This window comes from Legionella drozanskii LLAP-1, from assembly GCF_001467585.1.
Taxonomy (GTDB): domain Bacteria; phylum Pseudomonadota; class Gammaproteobacteria; order Legionellales; family Legionellaceae; genus Tatlockia; species Tatlockia drozanskii.
Genome location: NZ_LNXY01000031.1, coordinates 225,467 through 245,568, shown reverse-complemented (window position 1 = coordinate 245,568; position 20,102 = coordinate 225,467). Strand labels below are relative to the sequence as shown.

Here is a 20,102-nt window from a genome sequence, read left to right as displayed (position 1 = left end):
CCGGTAGCCTCGTTTTTTCAAGACGGGCTACCTAAACCTAAGCGACTCCGAGATAATCTAGACTCTCAACCTTAGTCCTTGGTTAACTCCAAGGCCAATTTATAGAGTTCATTCTTATTTTTCTTGGTTAGCAAACTCGCTATTTTAACCGCTTGTTTCAAAGCTAATTCATTGAGCAATAGCAATAAAATATCCTTTTCTTGCTGGTTAGTTGTATCCTCTTCAGGCCGTGCAGGTAAAATAAAAACAAATTCCCCTTTAGTATGAGCTTCTTCAGCAAGAAACCAGTTTTTAATGTTTTGTCCTGTCCCATTAATAAAGCGTTCAAAGGTTTTGGTTAATTCTTTGGCGACAACGAACTCATAGTTAGGTCCGTAAACCTCAATGAGATCGTCAAGCGAATCAAGAATTCGATGGGTTGATTCATAAAATACAATGGTGTGTTCACTCTGCCGTAAAGATTCTAACTTTGCCCGCCTTGCGCTTTGTTTAGCAGGTAAAAAACCGATAAAAGTAAAGCTATCACAAGCGACTCCCGCGGCTGAAAGTGCAGTAATCAAGGCACAGGCGCCAGGAATCGGTACTACTGTAATTTGCTGTTCACGTGCGAGTCTGACCAAGGGAAAGCCTGGGTCGCTAATCAAGGGCGTGCCTGCATCGCTAATTAAGGCAAAACATTTCCCTTGTTGTAAAGCCTGAATAATCGCTTCACTTTTATTGGCTTCGTTATGCGCATGCAAGGAAACTAAGGGCTTATGTATACCTAATGCGCTAAGTAATTGCCCTGAGTGACGTGTATCTTCTGCAAGGATGGTATCAACAGATTTGAGGGTTGCTAAAGCCCGCAAGCTGATATCATCGCGGTTACCAATTGGGGTGGCAACAATGTAAAGAATACCGACAGAGGTTGCTGAAGTTTTTACCATAGTTTATCCTATTGCGTTCCTGCGTTTTGGACCTACCTTCATGTTTGCAAAATCGCTCATAAATTTAGTTGCAATTATTAGTTCTGCTCTACTACTTTCACAATGTATGAAAGTTCCTGAGCCCCAAATTCAATCAGTTGTCAAAGTAAAATCAGCGGCAGCACTGACAACCCCGTATACTATGCCTGCCAAAGCCTACCTTGCTCTTGCCAAAAATCAGGCAGATAGTGAAAAACAAAATATGCTGATAATGGCTGCCGGACGTTTTATCTATGATGGCCAGCTTCGCGATGGCCTTCGCACTTTAGCACAAACTGGCAATTTATCGCTTGAGCAGGCTAATGCAAAAAACATTCTCCTTGCTAAAACGGATTTAGTGCGCGACCAACCACGCTCTGCGATTTCTAGATTAGCTGCCGTGCGTGAAACTAACAATTTGTCGGCCTTCTATCAAGTTCAATATCATGAAATCTTAGCTTCTGCCTACGAATCTGTAGGCAATCCTGCGGAATCGGTAGTTGAACGAATTAAATTAGAAGGATTAATACCTGATGACGCAGGCCAAACTAATAATCGCCGAATTCTATGGCTTACTTTAACCAAACTACCCGTAGCCGAGCTAAACACCTTAGCCGTTGAAGCTTCTGATAATTCTGAATTACAAGGATGGATGAAATTAGCGCTAATTCCACGACAAAATCATGATAATGCGCAAGCACTTTATGCACAAGTAGAACAGTGGCAGGCACAATATTCTGAACATCCCGCGAATAAATTATTGCCCGCACCGCTCAGTGCTGTGAAGCCTTATTTATATAGTTCCCCGAAGCAAATTGCTTTGTTATTGCCTCTAAGTGGGCCTTTAGCTGGTCCTGGTGGAGCAATTCGCGATGGTTTTATGGCGGCTTCAGCGAATTCGCCAGTGAATATTCGTCAATATAATACAGCTGCGGGAGATGTAGCGGCTTTATATCGACAAGCGTTAAATGATGGGGCTGATTATGTAGTAGGCCCTCTCAGTAAAACCGATGTCAGTGTTGTTGCGGCAATGGAACATCCTGTGCCCACCTTATTGCTCAATGATATGGAGGTGGCGAACAATACCAATGCTTATCGTTTTGGTTTGTCTCCAAGCAACGAGGCTCGCCAAGTCGCTGCAAGAGCAGAGAAAAAAGGCTATAAGCGCGCATTGGTTATTGCTCCAGTTGGAGCCTGGGGAGATGAAATCGTAACCGCCTTTGCTTCGCAATGGAAAACCAATGGGGGTATTGTTGTTGATAAATTAGCCTATGGAAATAATGAGGATTTGAACGTCTCGGTGCGAGATTTCCTTCATGTTTCTGATAGCCAATCGAGAGAAAAACAACTGAGACAGTTATTAGGGCAAAAAATTCAAACGATACCACGACGACGACAAGATTTTGATATGATTTTTTTACTTGCCTACCCCTCTAAGGCGCGGCAAATCATGCCTCTATTAAAATATTATTTTGCAGGAGACATTCCCGTTTTTGCAACCTCAGCAGTTTACGCAGGTAGTCCCAATATCATGAAAGATAAGGATCTCGAAGGGATTATTTTTAGTGACATGCCTTGGGTGTTTACTCATCAGATGGCTAATAAAAATTGGCCAGAGCAGTTAAATAGTTATAACCGCTTATATGCGCTCGGCATGGATAGCTATACCTTAACAAGCCAATTGAATCAGTTACTTCTCTTCCCAGCTATGGGAATTGATGATAAGAGTGGTGTACTTTACTTGAATCGAATACAGCAGATTGCAAGAATTCCGGCTTGGGGACAATTCAAAGGCGGCGTTGCTATAGAGACTAGCTTAACTTGATTGGGATATAAGATAGATGTCATTGAAGGCCGGTTTCGCAGCAGAGCAGCAAGCAAGGGCGTATCTTATTGCCCAGGGTTTACATTGGATAGAGAGCAATTATCGCTGCCGTTGGGGTGAGATTGATTTAATTATGCAAGAACAAAATTATCTTGTATTCGTTGAAGTACGAGCCCGCAGGTCACGAAATTTTGGTGGTGCTTTAGCGAGTGTGGACTATGTTAAACAGCAGAAGCTTACTCGAGCTGCAACCCATTATTTGGCAATTAATAAAAGATACGATAAACAACCGGTACGTTTTGATGTACTTGGGATGGAAGGAAAAGAATTGCAGATTGAATGGATAAAGAATGCTTTTGAAATGGCTTTTTAATGCTGCTTTTAAAATGATAAACAATCGGAAATAAAAATGACACAGATGGAAGATCGCGTCAGACAGCTTTTTGGTATCAGTATAGAAGCAAAAATTGCAGTAGCAGATGCTTTGTCTTCTCCCATAGCGAAAGCAGGTTTACGTTTAGTAAATTGTTTACTCAATGATGGCAAAATATTAATTTGTGGCAGTGGCGGATCAGCAGCAAATTGCCTCCACTTTTCTGCAGCAATGATTAATCATTTCGAAGTAGAACGCCCTTCTCTACCTGTTATTGCCTTAACTACCGATATGTCTTCACTGACCTCCGTTGCTAATGATGGTCATTATGATCAAGTATTTGCGCGCCAGATACAGGCCTTAGGTCACGAAGGAGATGTTTTGATTGCCCTCTCGACATCGGGGAACGCAGACTGTATTTTACATGCTGTGAATGCAGCAAATGATAGAGGAATGGATACGATTGCCTTAAGCGGTCGTGATGGTGGTGTTCTTAGTAATCATCTTGGTCCAGAAGATATCGAATTGAGAGTACAGGGTGACAATGCAGCTCGTATCCGCGAAACACATTTATTCATTTTGCATTGTTTTTGTGATCTGATAGATCAATCCTTATTTGGGCAAATGCTGGGGTAAATTATGAAAATACGTTCAATCATTTTTTTGCTAATAAGCGCTTTACTCACAGGCTGTGTAGCGGCCGTGGTGGCTGGTGCTGCTGCCAGTCTAGTTGTCTATGATAGACGAAGTGTTGTCACTATTGAAAGTGACGCTCGTATATTTCATAAAATACATACAGCAATAGTAAAAGACCCTCGTTTTCGGGATTCTCGAATAATAGTCACTAGTTTCAACCGCGTAGTCTTATTAGCTGGCCAAACACCTGCAGCTTCTTTACGCGTGATGGCAGAAAAAATTGCGCAGAGTACGCCTAATGTTAGAAGAGTCTATGATGAAATCACGGTAGATTATCCATTATCGATAGCAGAAAGAACTAAAGATACTTGGATTACCAGCCAGGTTCGAAGTTTAATGCTAGCTAGAAAAGGTCTAGAGTCTGGCTCCATACGGATAGTGACTGAGAGCGGCGTTGTCTATTTAATGGGAATTGCGACCCATGAACAAGCTAATTTAGCGGTGAATGTTGCAAGGCAGGTTGATGGAGTGAGAAAAGTGGTTAAGGTTTTTCAATATATAGTCTAATCAACATATTCTAAAGCGGGTATGAGAAAACAGGGACGTACGATTATTCTTCTATTAAGCTTTGCCTTATTAGGAGGCTGCTATAGTGAATTGTGGACTGGAGCAACAATGGTCTACGATCGCCATAATGTTTATAAAAAAATCGATGATTACCAGCTAGGAGCGGAGGCAGGTCATGCACTTTATGATGATCAATTGTTTAAGCAACAAGGTTGTTCAATCGATTTGGCTGTTTTCAATGGAGATATTTTACTCGCTGGGCATCTGCCGACAGTTAAGCTGCGACAGGAAGCAATAAGGCGCATTTCAGCGCTGAAGGGTTATCGCCGCGTAATAAATCAATTGGATATAAGCAAACAGCCAAGTTCTACGATAGAAGATAGTTGGATTACCACAAAAATACGGAGTCAAATTTTTGCCGATGCTGATATCGATCCTCGGGTATTTAAAATAATAACGTCGGATCATATTGTGTATCTTATGGGAGATGTAAAACCTCGCCAAGCGCTACGGGTAATCGATATTGCAAGAAACACCGAAGGGGTGGAACGAGTAGTAAAATTATTTAAATACTATCACTTAAGTCAGCATGCTTTAGCAGACACTTAGTGCAGAAATGCGTCAAACGGTCAAAATTAATGAGAAATTAGGATTAATTGTATTTGGCATGAGCAAATTTTCTTAAATATCACCACCTTGTGTACCGATACCTCGTTGTGGCCTGGACATCCAGGCCACGGGGTACTGTTTTCCAAACCAGGAAGTGGCTAACCTGGAGGATACCGTTTACTTTATCAATGGAAGCGACCTTTATCCAGTCGTTTACGAATTTTTCTTAATTTTAATGCACGTAATGAACCCGTCGATGCATTGCTATCTCGTTCTTCATTATAACCATTTAAATTTTCAACTGGATGGGATCTAAAATGTTTCCGATAAGGGTTGTGGTTTTTGTCATGTTTGTGGTGGAGTCCATCACCATAACGATTGAGCATCTTTTCCCGCATACTGGCAGCGGTGCGTTGTTGCTTCTCAGACATAGTCAATTCCTTAATTGCGAGGTGAATTGCGAGTTCTGATGGTATTTCTTTGAAAGGTTCGGTCAAAAAAACAATAGCAGAACCCCTATTTAAAATATAAGCAATTTATAGCTAATATTCCAGTTTAGTTAGTCAACAACTGTGATCAAAAAGATGTAACAACATTAAACATATTGATTTTTAATTTGTAAAATTGTACAATTAGTTCGGCGAAATTGACATAAAGAACGCGGTTACGTTGCTTATCAAAGTTGATTACTTTATAATCCGCGCGATAAAAGATGGGTGAAAATGTGAAAGATAAGCTTGGCATTAGCGGTGTAAAGCGGATGCTAGGAATCCAACTGCTGACTAGTGTACTGATCTCTTTAGTATTATTAGCAATTTTCGGTAAAAAAGAAGCAATGTCGGCAGTCATAGGCGGCATGGTGGCAATAATCCCCTCAGCTCTTTTCGCTAGAAAATTGTTTCAATACCAAGGCGCTAGAGCAGCTCGACAAATTGTTAAAAGTTTCTATTTAGGTGAAGCTTTGAAAATCATGTCGTCCGTTATCTTATTTACATTTGTTTTTATGTGGTTAAAAATAGCCCCTCTTGCGTTTTTTTTCACCTACATTGTGGTGCTAATGAACCATTGGTTTGCACCACTGATTTTTGCTAACAAACAAAATAGGCCTGAAAGTGACTGAAATGGTATCAAGCACCCAATACATTAAGCATCATTTAACATATTTAACCTTCGATTTTAAGACAATGAGTTTTGGATCCGATGGTTTTTGGACAGTCAACTTAGATACTTTATTTTTTTCAGTAGTATCAGGCATTGTGATTCTAACTTTGCTCTATTTTGGTGCTCGCAGAGTAACTACTGGTGTTCCTGGAAAATTGCAGAATTTTGCCGAGTTAATGCTTGAATTTGCGGATAATCAGGTTAAAGATTGTTTTCATGGTAAAAATAAATTAATTGGCCCTCTGGCGCTAACCATCTTCGTTTGGGTTTTCCTGATGAATTTTATGGATATTCTACCCGTCGATATTCTGCCTTTAGCAGCCCAGACAGTTGGTATTCATTATTTAAAAGTGGTTCCAACAAACGATCTGAATTTAACCTTTGCTCTATCCTTATCGGTATTCATGCTCATTATAATTTACAGCGTAAAAATTAAGGGGCTTAAAGGTTTTATAAAAGAATTAACATTGCAACCATTCAACCACCCAGTATTTATTCCATTTAACTTGCTGCTTGAATTAGTAGGATTGATCGCTAAGCCAATTTCATTGGCACTTCGTTTGTTTGGTAACTTATATGCTGGCGAATTGATCTTTATTCTGATAGCCTTGTTAACTTTGAATGCAACGTCTGCCTCTGTAGTAGGAACATCCACCTTAGGTGTAGCGCAATTCGTGTTGGCCTTTGCTTGGTCAATTTTCCATATATTGGTTATTACGTTGCAAGCATTTATTTTCATGGTGCTAACGATAGTTTATCTAAGTTTGGCTCATGAAGATCATTAATCAGTTTTTTATTTAATCATTGTCCATTAAGGGGATTTATATGCAAGCTGCAAATTTGATAGCACAGGTTCAAGGTATGACTGTTATTGCAGTCGCTTTACTCATTGGTTTAGGTGCTTTAGGTACTGCGATTGGTTTCGGTTTATTAGGCGGAAAATTCCTTGAAGGTTCTGCGCGTCAACCCGAAATGGTTCCTATGCTGCAAGTAAAAATGTTTATTGTTGCTGGTCTGCTTGATGCGGTAACAATGATTGGTGTGGGTATTGCGTTATTCTTCACTTTCGCCAACCCCTTCCTCAGCAACTTGGGTTCTTAATAAAACCAAATAAGGGCGCCAAGCGCCCTAATTGCTACGGGAGATATTACCTTGGATATTAATTTAACTCTGGTTGTGCAGATGCTGGTTTTTGCAGCATTTGTTTGGTTTACCATGAAATTTGTCTGGCCTCCGTTGGCTAAGGCGATGGAAGAACGCCAAGATAAAATAGCTGACGGCTTGTCATCGGCTGAGCGTGGACGAAAGGAATTAGAACTTGCCCAGCATCGTGTAAAAGATGAATTGAAGCAAGCGAAAGCACAAGCTTCTGAAATCGTAGAAAAAGCGAATCGTCGTGCAGCACAGATGATAGAAGAAGCTAAAGAAGACGCTAAATTAGAAGCTCAAAGACAAGCTAAGATAGCTCATGAGCAAATATTGCAGGAAATCAACCATGCAAAAGATAGCTTGCGTAGCCAAGTAGCTCAGTTAGCGATTGCCGGAGCAGAAAAAATTCTAAATCGCGAAATCGATGCAAAGGCGAATAGCAAACTGCTCGATGATCTGATTGAAGAGATTTGATTATGTCTAATACTACTACGATCGCCAGACCCTATTCTAAAGCCATTTTTGAGCACGCCCTAGCGACCAAAAGACTTAGTGAATGGTCTGAAATACTGCAGAGACTTGCTGTTGCAGTATTAGATGAAAAAGCAAAGCAATTTATTTTGAGCCCGACTGTCACTGTAGAACAACAGCTAAGTTTGTTAATGGCTCTCTTTGCAAAATCAGACTCGGATAATACTGAAGTAGAAAATCTGATCAGTCTATTGGCTCAGAATAAACGACTCATGTTGTTACCCGATATTAAAGTGATTTTTGAAGTACTGCGCGCTGAGCAAGAAAAAACGCTGAAGGTAGATGTTATTAGTTTCTCAGAACTTTCATCAGACCAACAAAAGAAATTAATCGACTCGCTCAGCCATCGATTACAGCGTCAAGTAACACTTAACCTTACTGAGGACAAGTCATTGTTAGGTGGCGCGATTATTCGTGCAGGCGATTTAGTTATTGATGGTTCGGTGCTTGGAAAATTAAATAAATTAGGCGCCGATTTAGCCGCGTAATAAGAGGATAGAATTCATGTCAGAACAAGTAGCTTTAAATCCATCTGAAATCAGTGAGTTAATTAAAAAGAGAATTGAACAATTTTCTGTTGTTTCAGAAGCAAGAAATGTAGGTACGATTGTTAGCTTAAAAGATGGTATCGTTCGTCTGCATGGCCTAGAAGATGTTATGCAAGGTGAAATGATTGAATTCCCAGGCGGTATCTATGGATTAGCTCTAAACTTAGAGCGTGATTCTGTCGGTGCTGTAATTCTTGGTGATTATTCCAGTTTATCAGAAGGCCAACAAGGAAAATGTACTGGCCGTATTCTTCAGGTGCCCGTTGGAAAGGCTTTATTAGGCCGTGTGGTTGATGCGCTTGGTAATCCAATTGATGGTAAAGGGCCAATCGAAGCAACTAAAACATCTCCGATTGAAAAAGTTGCGCCTGGTGTAATTAGTCGTCAATCAGTAGATCAACCTGTTCAAACAGGTCTGAAAGCGGTAGATGCGATGATCCCCGTGGGTCGTGGCCAACGTGAGCTTATCATTGGCGACCGTCAGACTGGAAAAACAGCCATTGCAATTGATGCGATCATTAACCAAAAAGGTACAGGCGTAAAATGCATTTACGTTGCTATTGGCCAGAAAGCATCATCTGTTGCTGCGATTGTACGTAAATTGGAAGAAAGCGGCGCAATGGAACATACCATAGTCGTAGTTGCCGGCGCTTCCGACTCTGCTGCGCTTCAGTTTATCGCTCCTTATTCAGGTTGCACCATGGGTGAATACTTCATGGAAAAGGGTGAAGATGCGTTGATCGTTTACGATGATTTGACTAAACAAGCTTGGGCTTATCGCCAAATATCTCTGTTATTAAGACGTCCTCCCGGTAGAGAAGCTTATCCTGGTGATATTTTCTATTTGCACTCTCGCCTACTGGAACGTGCAGCACGAATTAATGCTGAAGAAGTTGAAAAGTTAACTAACGGTGAAGTTAAAGGTAAGACAGGCTCACTGACTGCCCTACCAATTATTGAAACCCAGGCTGGAGACGTTTCTGCTTTCGTACCCACCAACGTAATCTCTATTACCGATGGTCAGATTTTCCTTGATGTTGATTTGTTTAACTCAGGGGTGCGTCCAGCAATTAACTCAGGACTTTCAGTCTCTCGGGTAGGTGGTGCTGCGCAAACCAAAATCATGAAAAAACTCGGTGGCGGTACGCGTCTAGCATTAGCTCAATTCCGTGAATTGGAAGCATTTTCTCAATTTGCTTCAGATCTTGACGATGCAACTCGTAAGCAGTTAGAGCGCGGACAACGGATCACTGAATTAATGAAGCAAAAACAATACTCACCACTCTCAGTAGCAGAAATGGCAATTTCCCTTTTTGTTGTTGAAAAAGGTTATTTAGATGATATCCCTGTTAGCGAAGTAAGTGCATTCGAGCATGCTTTACATGGTTATATGCGCACTTCACAGGCCGCTTTATTACAGAAAATTAATGAAGCAGGCGCCTATGACGGCGAGATAGAGTCGCAAATTAAGGCTGCTGTGGAAGAATTCAAACGCAGTGGTAGTTGGTAAGTTTAGAGTCATTTTCTGCTTAAAGCAGATAATGGCTGATGATTACGCAGACTGTGTTTCCAAGCACAGTTTGTTAATTAAAGGCGAAGCAAGATATGGCTGGAGCGAAAGAGATCCGTTCAAAAATTGCGAGTATTAAAAACACGCAAAAAATTACTCGAGCAATGGAAATGGTTGCTGCAAGCAAGATGCGTAAAACGCAAGATAGAATGCGTGCATCAAAGCCCTATGCAACTAAAATATATAATGTTGTCAAACACATAGCGCGTGCGACATCCGAATATCGTCACCCTTTTATGGACAATCGTGACATTAAGCGTATCGGCGTAATTGTCGTCACTTCTGATCGGGGCTTGTGTGGTGGGTTGAACTCAAACCTTTTACGAGAAACAATTCGTGTTCTCCGCCAATGGCAACAAGAAGGAAAAGAAATTGATCTTTGTGTTATTGGCCGTAAAGGTCAGGCGTTTTTCAAACGTGTAGGCGGACGAGTAATTGCCTCAATTGATCAATTAGGCGATAAGCCAGGTGTTAACGATTTGATTGGCGCTGTTAAAGTCATGCTAGATGCATTTTACAAAGGTGAAATTGATGCCTTGCATGTCGTATACAATGAATTTGTTAACACCATGACACAAAAGCCAACTGTCAAGCAATTGCTGCCTTTGCCTAGAGCAGAAGAAGATAGTAAATCGCTTGGGCATCATTGGGATTACATCTATGAACCAGATGCCAAAGAGTTACTTGATGCATTGCTGGAGCGCTATATCGAGCTACAAGTTTATCAAGCAGTAGTAGAAAATATCGCCTGTGAACAAGCAGCCAAAATGATTGCGATGAAAAGCGCAACTGACAACGCAGGTGATTTAATTAAAGAGTTTCAATTGGCTTATAACAAAGCCCGACAAGCTGCCATTACCCAAGAGTTGGCTGAAATTGTCGGTGGTGCAGACGCTTTATAAGAGGGTATACGATGAGTGTAGGAACAGTAGTTGAAGTTATTGGTGCGGTGGTCGACGTAGAATTCCCCCGCGAAAGTGTTCCCAAAGTAAACGATGCTTTAAAGCTCGTTGAAGGCGATCTAGTTTTTGAAGTACAGCAGCAGCTAGGTGATGGCGTTGTGCGTACTATTGCAATGGGTACTACAGACGGTTTGAAACGTGGGCTTAAAGCAGAAAATACTGGTGAACCTATTCGCGTTCCTGTTGGTAAAAAGACTTTAGGACGAATTATGGATGTTCTAGGTCGTCCAGTTGATGATGCAGGCCCAATTGAAGCCGAAGAATATTGGACAATTCATCGTCAGGCACCTAGCTATGAAGATCAAGCAGGCGGTCAAGAATTACTCGAAACCGGAATTAAAGTTATTGACTTACTTTGTCCTTTTGCGAAAGGTGGTAAAGTCGGTCTCTTCGGTGGTGCTGGTGTAGGTAAAACCGTTAACATGATGGAATTAATCCGAAATATTGCTCATGAGCACAGTGGTTATTCCGTATTTGCTGGAGTCGGCGAACGTACTCGAGAAGGTAACGATTTCTATCATGAAATGAAAGATTCTAACGTATTGGACAAAGTATCACTGGTTTACGGACAGATGAATGAGCCACCAGGAAACCGTCTACGTGTTGCTTTGACTGGTTTGACCATGGCAGAAAAATTCCGTGACGAAGGTCGTGACGTTCTATTATTTATTGATAACATTTATCGTTATACCTTGGCAGGGGTTGAAGTATCTGCGCTGTTAGGCCGTATGCCATCAGCAGTAGGTTATCAGCCAACACTGGCAGAAGAAATGGGTATGCTGCAAGAACGTATTACCTCTACAAAAACAGGTTCTATTACTTCTATCCAAGCAGTTTACGTTCCAGCGGATGACTTGACTGACCCATCGCCTGCCACTACCTTTGCCCACTTGGATGCTACAGTAGTACTGTCGCGTCAAATTGCAGAGTTAGGAATTTATCCTGCAGTAGATCCCTTGGATTCTACTTCACGACAGTTAGATCCTTTAGTTGTAGGCCAAGAGCATTACGACACCGCTCGTCGTGTCCAGCAAACGTTACAACGCTATAAAGAATTAAAAGATATTATTGCAATTTTAGGTATGGACGAATTGTCTGAAGAAGATAAACGGGTTGTTACTCGTGCACGTAAAATCCAACGTTTTCTTTCACAGCCATTTTTCGTTGCTGAAGTGTTCACCGGTTCACCTGGTAAATATGTGTCATTGAAAGATACGATTAAAGGATTCCAAGGAATTCTTGCCGGCGAATATGATGACTTACCTGAGCAAGCGTTTTACATGGTTGGTAGCATCGAGGAAGCTGTTGCTAAAGCTAAAACCTTATGAGGCAAACAGACATGGCAATAACAACGCACTTAGACATCGTCAGTGCAGAACAGGAAATATTCTCTGGCGTCGTGGAAATGATAGTAGCAACTGGCGAGATGGGAGAGATTGGCGTTTCTCCAGGCCACGCTCCCTTGCTAACTGTTCTAAAGCCGGGAGAAATTCGCGTAACTTTGCAAGGGGGTAAACAAGAGGTTTACTATGTTTCTGGCGGAATGTTAGAAGTGCAACCCTACTATGTTACTGTTTTGGCTGATGCGATAGAACGAGCAGAGGATCTCGATGAGGCCGCTGCTCTAGCTGCTAAAGTTCGTGCAGAAGAAGCAATTGCTAATAAAAATTCTGAATTGGATTATTCCAAGGCAACTGCTGAGTTAGCACGTGCTGTTGCACAGATCCGTGCAATCAAGAAAATTAGAAACAATCTTAAGTAATTCTAAATAAATAAAACAAGCCTTAATGTTTTCATTAAGGCTTTAGTTTATCGATCATTCTCTAATGTATATATTCGTATAATTATTATGTTACATTAACCAATCTTAGTAACTGTTCCTTTTTACAATGAGTTAAGCACTTATTCAACTGTCGATCCACAAGCTTATCCACAGGAAAGTCTGTCAAGCCAAAGTTATTTCGACAAAAAATTATTATTTATCAAAGACATATAAAATTAACTGTTCTAATTTTGAAAGATCCTGCAAAGTTATTCACAGTTTGAGGTGCTTATTATTCGCGACCTTTATAATTGATGCTAAAATAGCATTTGAATAACCGGATCTAATATCTGTGATTGAAATTTAAAATGAATCTTATGAATGATGCGATAGAGCGTAAAACGCTGACCGAGTTTACCGAAAAGGCTTACCTTGATTATTCAATGTATGTAATCCTTGATAGAGCACTTCCCCATATTGCCGATGGCTTAAAACCGGTGCAAAGACGTATTGTCTATGCAATGTCTGAATTAGGGCTCAAAGCGACTGCTAAATACAAAAAATCTGCCCGTACCGTGGGGGACGTTTTAGGTAAATTCCATCCTCATGGCGATACGGCCTGCTATGAAGCAATGGTTTTAATGGCGCAGCCTTTTTCTTACCGTTATCCCTTCGTCGATGGGCAAGGAAACTGGGGATCCGCGGATGATCCTAAGTCCTTCGCTGCAATGCGTTATACCGAAGCACGCTTATCCGCTTATGCTGAGTTATTATTATCTGAGCTACAACAAGGTACAGTGGAATGGGTCGATAATTTTGACGGTACTTTGCAAGAGCCATCGCTACTACCTGCACGCTTACCCAATGTATTATTGAATGGAGCAACAGGCATTGCCGTGGGTATGTCCTCTGATATTTTACCCCACAACTTAACTGAAGTAGCTAATGCTTGTATTCTTTTGTTGGATAATCCAAAGGCAACTTTAGACGAAGTTCGTAGCCATATCAAGGGTCCTGATTTCCCTACTGAAGCAGAAATAATTACGCCTGCTCACGCCATTAAAGCGATGTATGAGTCAGGTAATGGCTCGATAAAAATGCGTGCGCTATATTGCCAGGAGCAATACAATATCGTTATCACTGCCCTTCCTTATCAAGTTTCAGGTGCGAAGGTGGTAGAACAAATTGCTGCACAGATGCAACAAAAAAAATTGCCTATGATCGAAGATTTACGCGATGAATCCGATCACGAACATCCTACTCGCCTGGTGATTTCTCCGAAATCTAATCGAGTTGACGTGGAAGGCTTGATGTCGCATCTCTTTGCGACTACTGATTTAGAACGAAGCTACCGTGTTAATTTCAATATGATAGGTTTGGATGGCAAACCGCGCGTCAAATCGCTGTTAACCATTTTGCAGGAATGGTTAAGTTATCGCATAGCGACAGTAAAAAGGCGTTTAGAATATCGGCTAGAAAAAGTATTGGATCGTATTCATGTATTGGAAGGTTTAATTGTCGCCTATCTCAATATTGATGAAGTAATTGCCATTATTCGAGAACATGATAATCCCAAGCAAGGATTAATGGAGCGTTTCCAACTTAGTGAAAGGCAGGCTGAAGCAATTTTAGAAATGAAATTGCGTCATCTAGCCAAATTAGAAGAAATCAAGCTAAGGGGAGAGTTAGATGAGTTGAGCAAGGAACGCGATCGACTACAGACCATTTTAGCCAGTGAAAAGCGTTTAAAATCTTTAGTCAAAGACGAAATTATTGCAGATAGAGATCAATACGGGGACGTTAGACGCTCCCCGTTAATAGAGCGCCAGGATTCCCAGGCTTTAAAAGAAGAGGATATTTTACCTAATGAGCCCATTACCGTGGTCCTTTCGCAAAAAGGCTGGATTCGTGCCGCAAAAGGCTATGATATTGATGGGCGTGAATTGAGTTATAAATCCGGCGATGAGTTTAAAGCCCAAACCAATGCTCGAAGTAACCAACAGGTGATATTCTTTGATAGTGAAGGAAAAGTATATACTTTGCCTGGGCATGTACTTCCATCTGCACGCGGGCAAGGTGAACCTTTAACTGGTAAATTAAATCCTGCCGAGGGAATTTCTTTTGAAGGTCTTATTTCGGGAGATGCAGACAATTGGGTATTATTATCCAGCGATGCTGGCTATGGATTTATTAGCAAATTACAAGATTTATATGTAAAAAATCGCAATGGAAAAGCCTGTATCAAATTGCCTGAAAACAGCCGTGTCATGACGCCTCGTCTAATTGCGAATAAGGAATCACAACTTATTGCTGCTGTGACCAACGCAGGTCGATTGCTTATTTTCCCTATCAAAGAGTTGCCGGAGCTTAGTCGCGGCAAAGGAAATAAATTAATTAATATCTCTTCTGCAAAAGCTGAACAACGCGAAGAATTTGTCATTGATTTACAAGTTCTCTACCCTGAAGATGCGTTAACAGTCCATGCAGGAAAGCGTCATTTTACTTTGAAATCTGCAGATCTTAACTTTTATCTAGGTGAAAGAGGTCGTCGTGGAAATCGCTTACCACGCGGTTTGCAAAATGCAACGGCTTTACAGGTGTCTATAGCAAATAAAATTGAATAAGGTTTCACATGAAACCTATGGTTTATGAGATTCTTTTCTGATTTAATTTAATCCAAAAAAAGAACAAGTTTAGCTAAAAAGCAACATCGAAATTAAAAGGGTGTTATACTCATAACGTCCATGAGTCCGGAGGAGCGGATAATGCCCTATTTGATCCAAGGTAAAGCAAAAACTGTTTTCCCCGCTTTTAGAAAAGCGCAATATGTTGCTCCTGGAACAGATAAAAAACAAGTTGAAATCGATATCCCTCGCTCCCGATTTTTCGGCTCCCTTTCTCAATATCGCGATTTTAAAAGTGTATGGCTAGATGAGCAACAAAGCCCGGCCAATAACTATTCTCAGGGCAATATGACGGGAGGCAATTTATTTTTGCTTTTCGCTGGACGTGCTGTTCCGATCCCTTTTTTTAATAGAGATGAGACCGAAGAAGAGCAAATTATGCCTCAGTTTATCAAAATCTGCTTTGGCTATTTTGATAAAGATAATCACCTACGCGGACTCTCTCTCTCTTATCGAAAAGATGATCCTACAAAATGGATCATAGGGATTTCCAAAGATCCTAATTTGCCACCCGAAGAAACAGAGGTTAAAGTTTTAACTTCATTTGACCCAAAACCATTGTGTAAGTCCCCCTGTGATCTAAGGTCCGTCTCTGTCAATGATAGGACACTAATTGAAGCAATAGCATCGCCCCCTCTCGAAAAATTTATCAGACTAATATTAACCCCCACTGGTGAGATAAATCCCGCTGCAGAGCTTATTAATTTGTTCCTACCCTTTGTACACACTGAAGATAATGAGCAATTATTAGAAATCTTCAACGCAAGAATAGCTGAGATCTTAACTAGCAAGCTCTTAAAGTTACTGAATGACTGTAAAACAAAGCCTAGTTCGCAACAAGTGCGAAAATGTTTAGATCCCAGCTCTGATCTCTATGCGAGGCTTAGTGCATTAGAAGTTGGCAATGAAAACCAGGTAGAACTCTTACTACTCATGGATCGCATTGGTTTGAGTGCTGAAAGACAAGACCTTATTTTGAATGATAAGGTTTTGGTTAAGAAGTTATACCGGTTGATCCCTGGTGAGCATGAAGCTCTGTTGTCGGACTATTTAGCTGACGCAGAGAAAACCCTTATCTTGAGTTTTATTATTCAAAATGATCATTATGAGATTTTAACTCCACTCAAAGAAACCAACTATCAGGATGTTTGTCAAAAATTTATTTACCTTAATACTTTTGATTGGCAATTTCCTAAGGATAATTTTCGTCACGAAGTGATGTGCAGATTGTTATTAAGATATCCAACTATTTCTGAGCATACTCTTGGGCAATTATATGAGACTTTGGGAGACCAAAGGACTGCGCAAGTTGTTGAACGCGTTTTTGATCCAGTGCTTTTAGCAGAATATTTGATACAAGATAAAAATGAGAGTCTTTGCAATAAGCAATTACTCGAACTGACTGACTTTTTCATCCCTGTTCTTCACAAATATGAGCAAACCGCTCAGCTTGGCGGCAACACTTTATCGAAAGAACTCTTGTCGGTTTTAGCCAATTGGTTTGTAGAAGCTAAGAATCGCGAATTTTTAGAGTCGCTGTATTACTGCAGTAGTGCAGAACAATTAAAGGCCGCACTCATTCTAGACGAACTTGGGTTTGAGCGTTTAGCGACCTATTTAGTAAACCCCGCAGTGGTATCCGCTGTTAATTTGCTGGCAAGTTGTCAATTAGAGTCGACTATTAGGAATCTGCTTGGTGAGGAAATTTTCTTAGTGGCGTTAGGCGAAATTCATCGGTTAAACAATAGTGAATGGAAAACTGCATGTCTTATATTATTAAGTCAGAATCTACTTAAACCAATTGAATTTGCTCAGCTGATTGAGGCTTTTAAAATTTATCCCAATCTAGCTCAACAAATTGTTGCAGCACACGAGGAAAAATTCTTCGCAGAGCAGATAAAAGAACTGGCTTTTAACCCCGATTTACATCAAACAGCCAGCTTTCTAGTTAGTAGAGGCGTTAAATTTAGCTTTGAGCAACTAAAGCAACCTTTTGCCTGTCAGTTAATATTAGCTGTGGCTAATATAGTTAGAGGCAAAAAGTTAGATGATGTCATCAAAGGCTATTTAGAGACCATATTGCCGGTCGTTTTACAGTTTGTTAATCATGAAATCAATTGGGAAGAAGCCCAAATTCGCTTAAGAGAAGAGAAAGCTAGGCTAATATATAAGAGGTTGCAGGAGTCAGAACAAGACAGGGTGTTATCTAATTTATTTTTAGGACAGCTACAAGTCTTTGCGATAGCCAAAAGATGCGAAGTGACGCCAGAGCAGCAGCTTACTAAAACGAAGTACATTGCAAAAGAGTTAGCACGAGCTCTAGAATTATTGACATCTAAATTGGCCGAGGATTCTCTCTTAAATGAAGAGCAAAAAAATAAATTATACCAAGAGGTAATTACCAGTTTTTCAGCTCTAGAAGCGCGGGATCATGTGTCAGCTGAAACAACGATTGCTGCCATCGAAGCCTTCGCTAGCTATCATTTGCATGGCTTGGTAGATCTCCCTTTTAAGCTGTTGTTAGGGAATCCATCACTTGCTAAAGCGGCTCTTGCTATACAAAGACATCATCTGCCCGTTGATTCGCTACTTCATTTTGATGAGCCTTTGCAAAGGACTGTTATCACGTCTCTTATTAACCTGGGTAACATGGCACCGGAGAGCCAGTCTGCTTTTCAGCTAGCAATGCAGGATGATAAAGAGGGCCATGATTTTCGTCTTTTATTAACAAGGACAACCACTAAAAATCAGCTTCATCCTTATTTAGCCGAACTATTACCAGCTGGAATTAGGAGTCGGAGAATAAGCGCCGACTATGCAAATATCGGCAAAAATATAGAAAATGCTCGACTTAGAACGCAAGCTTATAATTTGGATGAGTGCTTAATTCTGATCAATCGCCTTCGCGCGCTTGACTTTGATGATCAATTTATTGAGTTTGTGGTTAGAAATGATGAAAAAAGCAGGCAGCTCTATCGAGCAATCCTGCGAATCGAAGAAGAGTGCCAAACGATAAGAGCTAGGTTAAAAGACGAAGCAAAAACCGACAGGACAACGAAAGTAAAATATGAGCTTTTACTCGAATCCGAACATCATTATCGTAAGGATTTATATCAGGCAATTTATGACGCATTGAATGCGCCTAAAGAGATGCCTACTGAACAAAAACTAGAGGAGCTGACTGTAAAAATCAGCAGCGCGGAAAATCATATAAAGAACGTCGTTGAAATAGACAGGGCTCCTGAGCTTAGAATGGCAATGGCAATTATCGTTAATATACTAACCCTCGTGTTTACTGCAACTATTGCTAATTTTGTACATCAAAAGAATACAGGTGATTTTCTATTTTTCTATCGACCTGCCTCGAGTGAAGCATTGAACACTCGCCATAAGCAAGTGCTTCAGGAGGTTGCCACTACAATCACCGCAGCACCGAGCGACTGATGAAGCGCAGTAGTCTAGTCTTAGTATTAGCACTGGTTTTCCTTGAATGGCTGGATTTTAGCCTTTATCTTTATTTAGCAAAATCGGTTTTTGCGAATGATTTCTTTCCGCCTTCTTCCTATAGTTTGACGCTAAGTTTCGCCTTATTTGCAGCAGCCTATTTCGCTCGGCCAGTGGGTGGATGGATATTTGGTCGAAAAGCTGATCTCAGCGGGCGACGCAATCCGATGGTTTTTTCTGCTGCTTTAATGGGATTTGCTACCTTAGGCATATGTTTATTACCCACTTATTCACAAATTGCTTTTCTAGCGCCTTGGGGGCTGCTTGTTTTACGAATTGCTCAAGGTCTCGCTTTAGGAGGAGAAATTAATACGTCTGCCATGTTTTTGGTGGAACATCACCCAAAGAGGCCGCTAGTTGCTGGCAGTTTAGTGGCTGCAAGTGGGGCTTTAGGCATGTTTTTGGGTGCCGCACTCGCGACTCTTTTACAATACCTAAATATCCTGTGGGCGTGGCGGTTGATTTTTGCAGCAGTTGGTATTGTATCATTATGGGTATGTCGTTTGCGTAAGCGTTTGCGCGAATCCCCAGAGTTCCAAAAAGATAATCTGCCTATTCATGCGATTTGGATAACGCATTGGCGCGGTCTGCTGAATATTGCGATTGTCGGTGCTTTTGTGAGTGTGACGGTGTATATCTGTAATGTGTTTTGGGTGTCATTTGCCATTGATAAGCAATTGTGGTCTAAAACGCAATGCGCTTGGACAGGATCAGTAGCTCAATTACTCTCTGCCTTATTGGCCCTCCCCATCGCTTATTTTTCACAGCCATCGCAGGTTTACCGTTTAATGCAGGCTAGTATGGTTCTGATTAGTCTAGCTGCTCCCTGCCTTTTTTTCTTTACGACGGTTTATTTATCTCGAGCAGTTTTGCTATCTGTATTAGGCTATGCGATCGCCAATGCCTTAGCTTGTTCAGCACTTTATTATTTGCTGTACTTGCAATTACCCGCTCAATATCGCTGTCGAGGTGTATCAACGGTTTGGGCTCTAGCAGCTAGCCTCGGTGCGGTCAGCCTTCCTCTTGCAGAACAGGCGGTTAAATTAGGTGCGAATTGGCTACCCGGAGCTTTAGTGAGTACCGTAGCAATTTTAAGTGTACTTTTGTTGAAGTCTAATCAGCATCTGTTTAAAAATAGCTTAAATGTAGAAGCAATACCCAATTAAGCGTTATCAAACCTTCAATTTTGGCCAGCGAATTTACAATTTATTTCATGTAAATGCAGTTTAGCTTTTATTAATACTATTGAACTGGCATCTCATTTCTGATTAATATGA

The 20,102-nt window shown here is 40.9% G+C and carries 19 protein-coding genes; 17 read left to right on the top strand and 2 right to left on the bottom strand.

All coding sequences use genetic code 11. The features are described 5' to 3' along the window. Positions 1–71 precede the first annotated feature (71 nt). Positions 72–926 carry a 16S rRNA (cytidine(1402)-2'-O)-methyltransferase gene (gene rsmI / locus Ldro_RS14535; RefSeq protein ID WP_058497141.1) on the bottom strand — a complete coding sequence of 285 codons (855 nt, stop codon included), beginning with the start codon at positions 924–926 and terminating at the stop codon, positions 72–74. Between the two features lie 40 nt (positions 927–966). Here rsmI and Ldro_RS14530 point away from each other — a divergent pair, with 40 nt between their 5' ends. The 5 genes from Ldro_RS14530 to Ldro_RS14510 are packed head-to-tail and all read left to right on the top strand — an operon-like array spanning position 967 to position 4,954. After that, positions 967–2,769, top strand: a complete 1,803-nt coding sequence (locus tag Ldro_RS14530) for a penicillin-binding protein activator (protein WP_058497140.1) — start codon at positions 967–969, stop codon at positions 2,767–2,769. Between the two features lie 16 nt (positions 2,770–2,785). After that, positions 2,786–3,142 carry a YraN family protein gene (locus tag Ldro_RS14525; RefSeq protein WP_058497139.1) on the top strand — a complete coding sequence of 119 codons (357 nt, stop codon included), beginning with the start codon at positions 2,786–2,788 and terminating at the stop codon, positions 3,140–3,142. 36 nt (positions 3,143–3,178) lie between these two features. Beyond that, positions 3,179–3,778 carry a D-sedoheptulose-7-phosphate isomerase gene (locus Ldro_RS14520; protein ID WP_083497986.1) on the top strand — a complete coding sequence of 200 codons (600 nt, stop codon included), beginning with the start codon at positions 3,179–3,181 and terminating at the stop codon, positions 3,776–3,778. A gap of 3 nt (positions 3,779–3,781) precedes the next feature. After that, positions 3,782–4,345, top strand: a complete 564-nt coding sequence (locus Ldro_RS14515) for a BON domain-containing protein (RefSeq protein WP_058497138.1) — start codon at positions 3,782–3,784, stop codon at positions 4,343–4,345. Between the two features lie 21 nt (positions 4,346–4,366). Beyond that, a complete protein-coding gene (locus tag Ldro_RS14510) occupies positions 4,367–4,954 on the top strand; it encodes a BON domain-containing protein (protein ID WP_058497137.1) in 588 nt (195 codons plus the stop codon). 185 nt (positions 4,955–5,139) lie between these two features. Here Ldro_RS14510 and Ldro_RS14505 read toward each other — a convergent pair whose 3' ends face one another. Further along, positions 5,140–5,385: a hypothetical protein gene (locus tag Ldro_RS14505; RefSeq protein WP_058497136.1), complete on the bottom strand. Its 246-nt coding sequence runs from the start codon at positions 5,383–5,385 to the stop codon at positions 5,140–5,142. A gap of 293 nt (positions 5,386–5,678) precedes the next feature. Here Ldro_RS14505 and Ldro_RS14500 point away from each other — a divergent pair, with 293 nt between their 5' ends. From Ldro_RS14500 to Ldro_RS14445, 12 genes are all read left to right on the top strand, one after another. Continuing rightward, on the top strand, positions 5,679–6,074 hold the full coding sequence (locus Ldro_RS14500; RefSeq protein WP_238584030.1) for a F0F1 ATP synthase subunit I: 396 nt from the start codon (positions 5,679–5,681) through the stop codon (positions 6,072–6,074). A gap of 1 nt (position 6,075) precedes the next feature. Continuing rightward, complete coding sequence (atpB, locus tag Ldro_RS14495; protein WP_083497985.1) at positions 6,076–6,900, top strand: F0F1 ATP synthase subunit A; 825 nt, start codon at positions 6,076–6,078, stop codon at positions 6,898–6,900. Between the two features lie 40 nt (positions 6,901–6,940). Continuing rightward, a complete protein-coding gene (atpE, locus tag Ldro_RS14490) occupies positions 6,941–7,216 on the top strand; it encodes a F0F1 ATP synthase subunit C (protein WP_028385819.1) in 276 nt (91 codons plus the stop codon). Between the two features lie 51 nt (positions 7,217–7,267). Beyond that, a complete protein-coding gene (locus Ldro_RS14485) occupies positions 7,268–7,738 on the top strand; it encodes a F0F1 ATP synthase subunit B (RefSeq protein ID WP_058497134.1) in 471 nt (156 codons plus the stop codon). Positions 7,739–7,740: 2 nt separating this feature from the next. Beyond that, complete coding sequence (locus tag Ldro_RS14480; RefSeq protein WP_058497133.1) at positions 7,741–8,283, top strand: F0F1 ATP synthase subunit delta; 543 nt, start codon at positions 7,741–7,743, stop codon at positions 8,281–8,283. A 16-nt stretch (positions 8,284–8,299) separates the two neighbouring features. Further along, entirely contained in the window at positions 8,300–9,853 is a 1,554-nt protein-coding gene (gene atpA, locus Ldro_RS14475; protein WP_058497132.1) for a F0F1 ATP synthase subunit alpha, read from the top strand. Positions 9,854–9,948: 95 nt separating this feature from the next. Continuing rightward, on the top strand, positions 9,949–10,815 hold the full coding sequence (gene atpG, locus Ldro_RS14470) for a F0F1 ATP synthase subunit gamma (protein ID WP_058497131.1): 867 nt from the start codon (positions 9,949–9,951) through the stop codon (positions 10,813–10,815). A gap of 11 nt (positions 10,816–10,826) precedes the next feature. Next, complete coding sequence (gene atpD, locus Ldro_RS14465; RefSeq protein WP_058497130.1) at positions 10,827–12,203, top strand: F0F1 ATP synthase subunit beta; 1,377 nt, start codon at positions 10,827–10,829, stop codon at positions 12,201–12,203. Positions 12,204–12,214: 11 nt separating this feature from the next. Then, the gene (locus Ldro_RS14460) at positions 12,215–12,637 is read left to right on the top strand and encodes a F0F1 ATP synthase subunit epsilon (RefSeq protein WP_058497228.1); all 423 of its coding nucleotides are present in this window, start codon (positions 12,215–12,217) and stop codon (positions 12,635–12,637) included. Positions 12,638–13,014: 377 nt separating this feature from the next. Beyond that, on the top strand, positions 13,015–15,261 hold the full coding sequence (parC, locus tag Ldro_RS14455; RefSeq protein ID WP_058497227.1) for a DNA topoisomerase IV subunit A: 2,247 nt from the start codon (positions 13,015–13,017) through the stop codon (positions 15,259–15,261). Between the two features lie 141 nt (positions 15,262–15,402). After that, positions 15,403–18,765 carry a hypothetical protein gene (locus tag Ldro_RS14450; RefSeq protein WP_058497129.1) on the top strand — a complete coding sequence of 1,121 codons (3,363 nt, stop codon included), beginning with the start codon at positions 15,403–15,405 and terminating at the stop codon, positions 18,763–18,765. Further along, positions 18,765–19,991 (top strand): MFS transporter, encoded by a 1,227-nt coding sequence (locus Ldro_RS14445; RefSeq protein ID WP_058497128.1) that lies wholly within the window; start codon positions 18,765–18,767, stop codon positions 19,989–19,991. The genes Ldro_RS14450 and Ldro_RS14445 overlap by 1 nt, the downstream gene beginning before the upstream one ends. Positions 19,992–20,102: the final 111 nt, after the last annotated feature.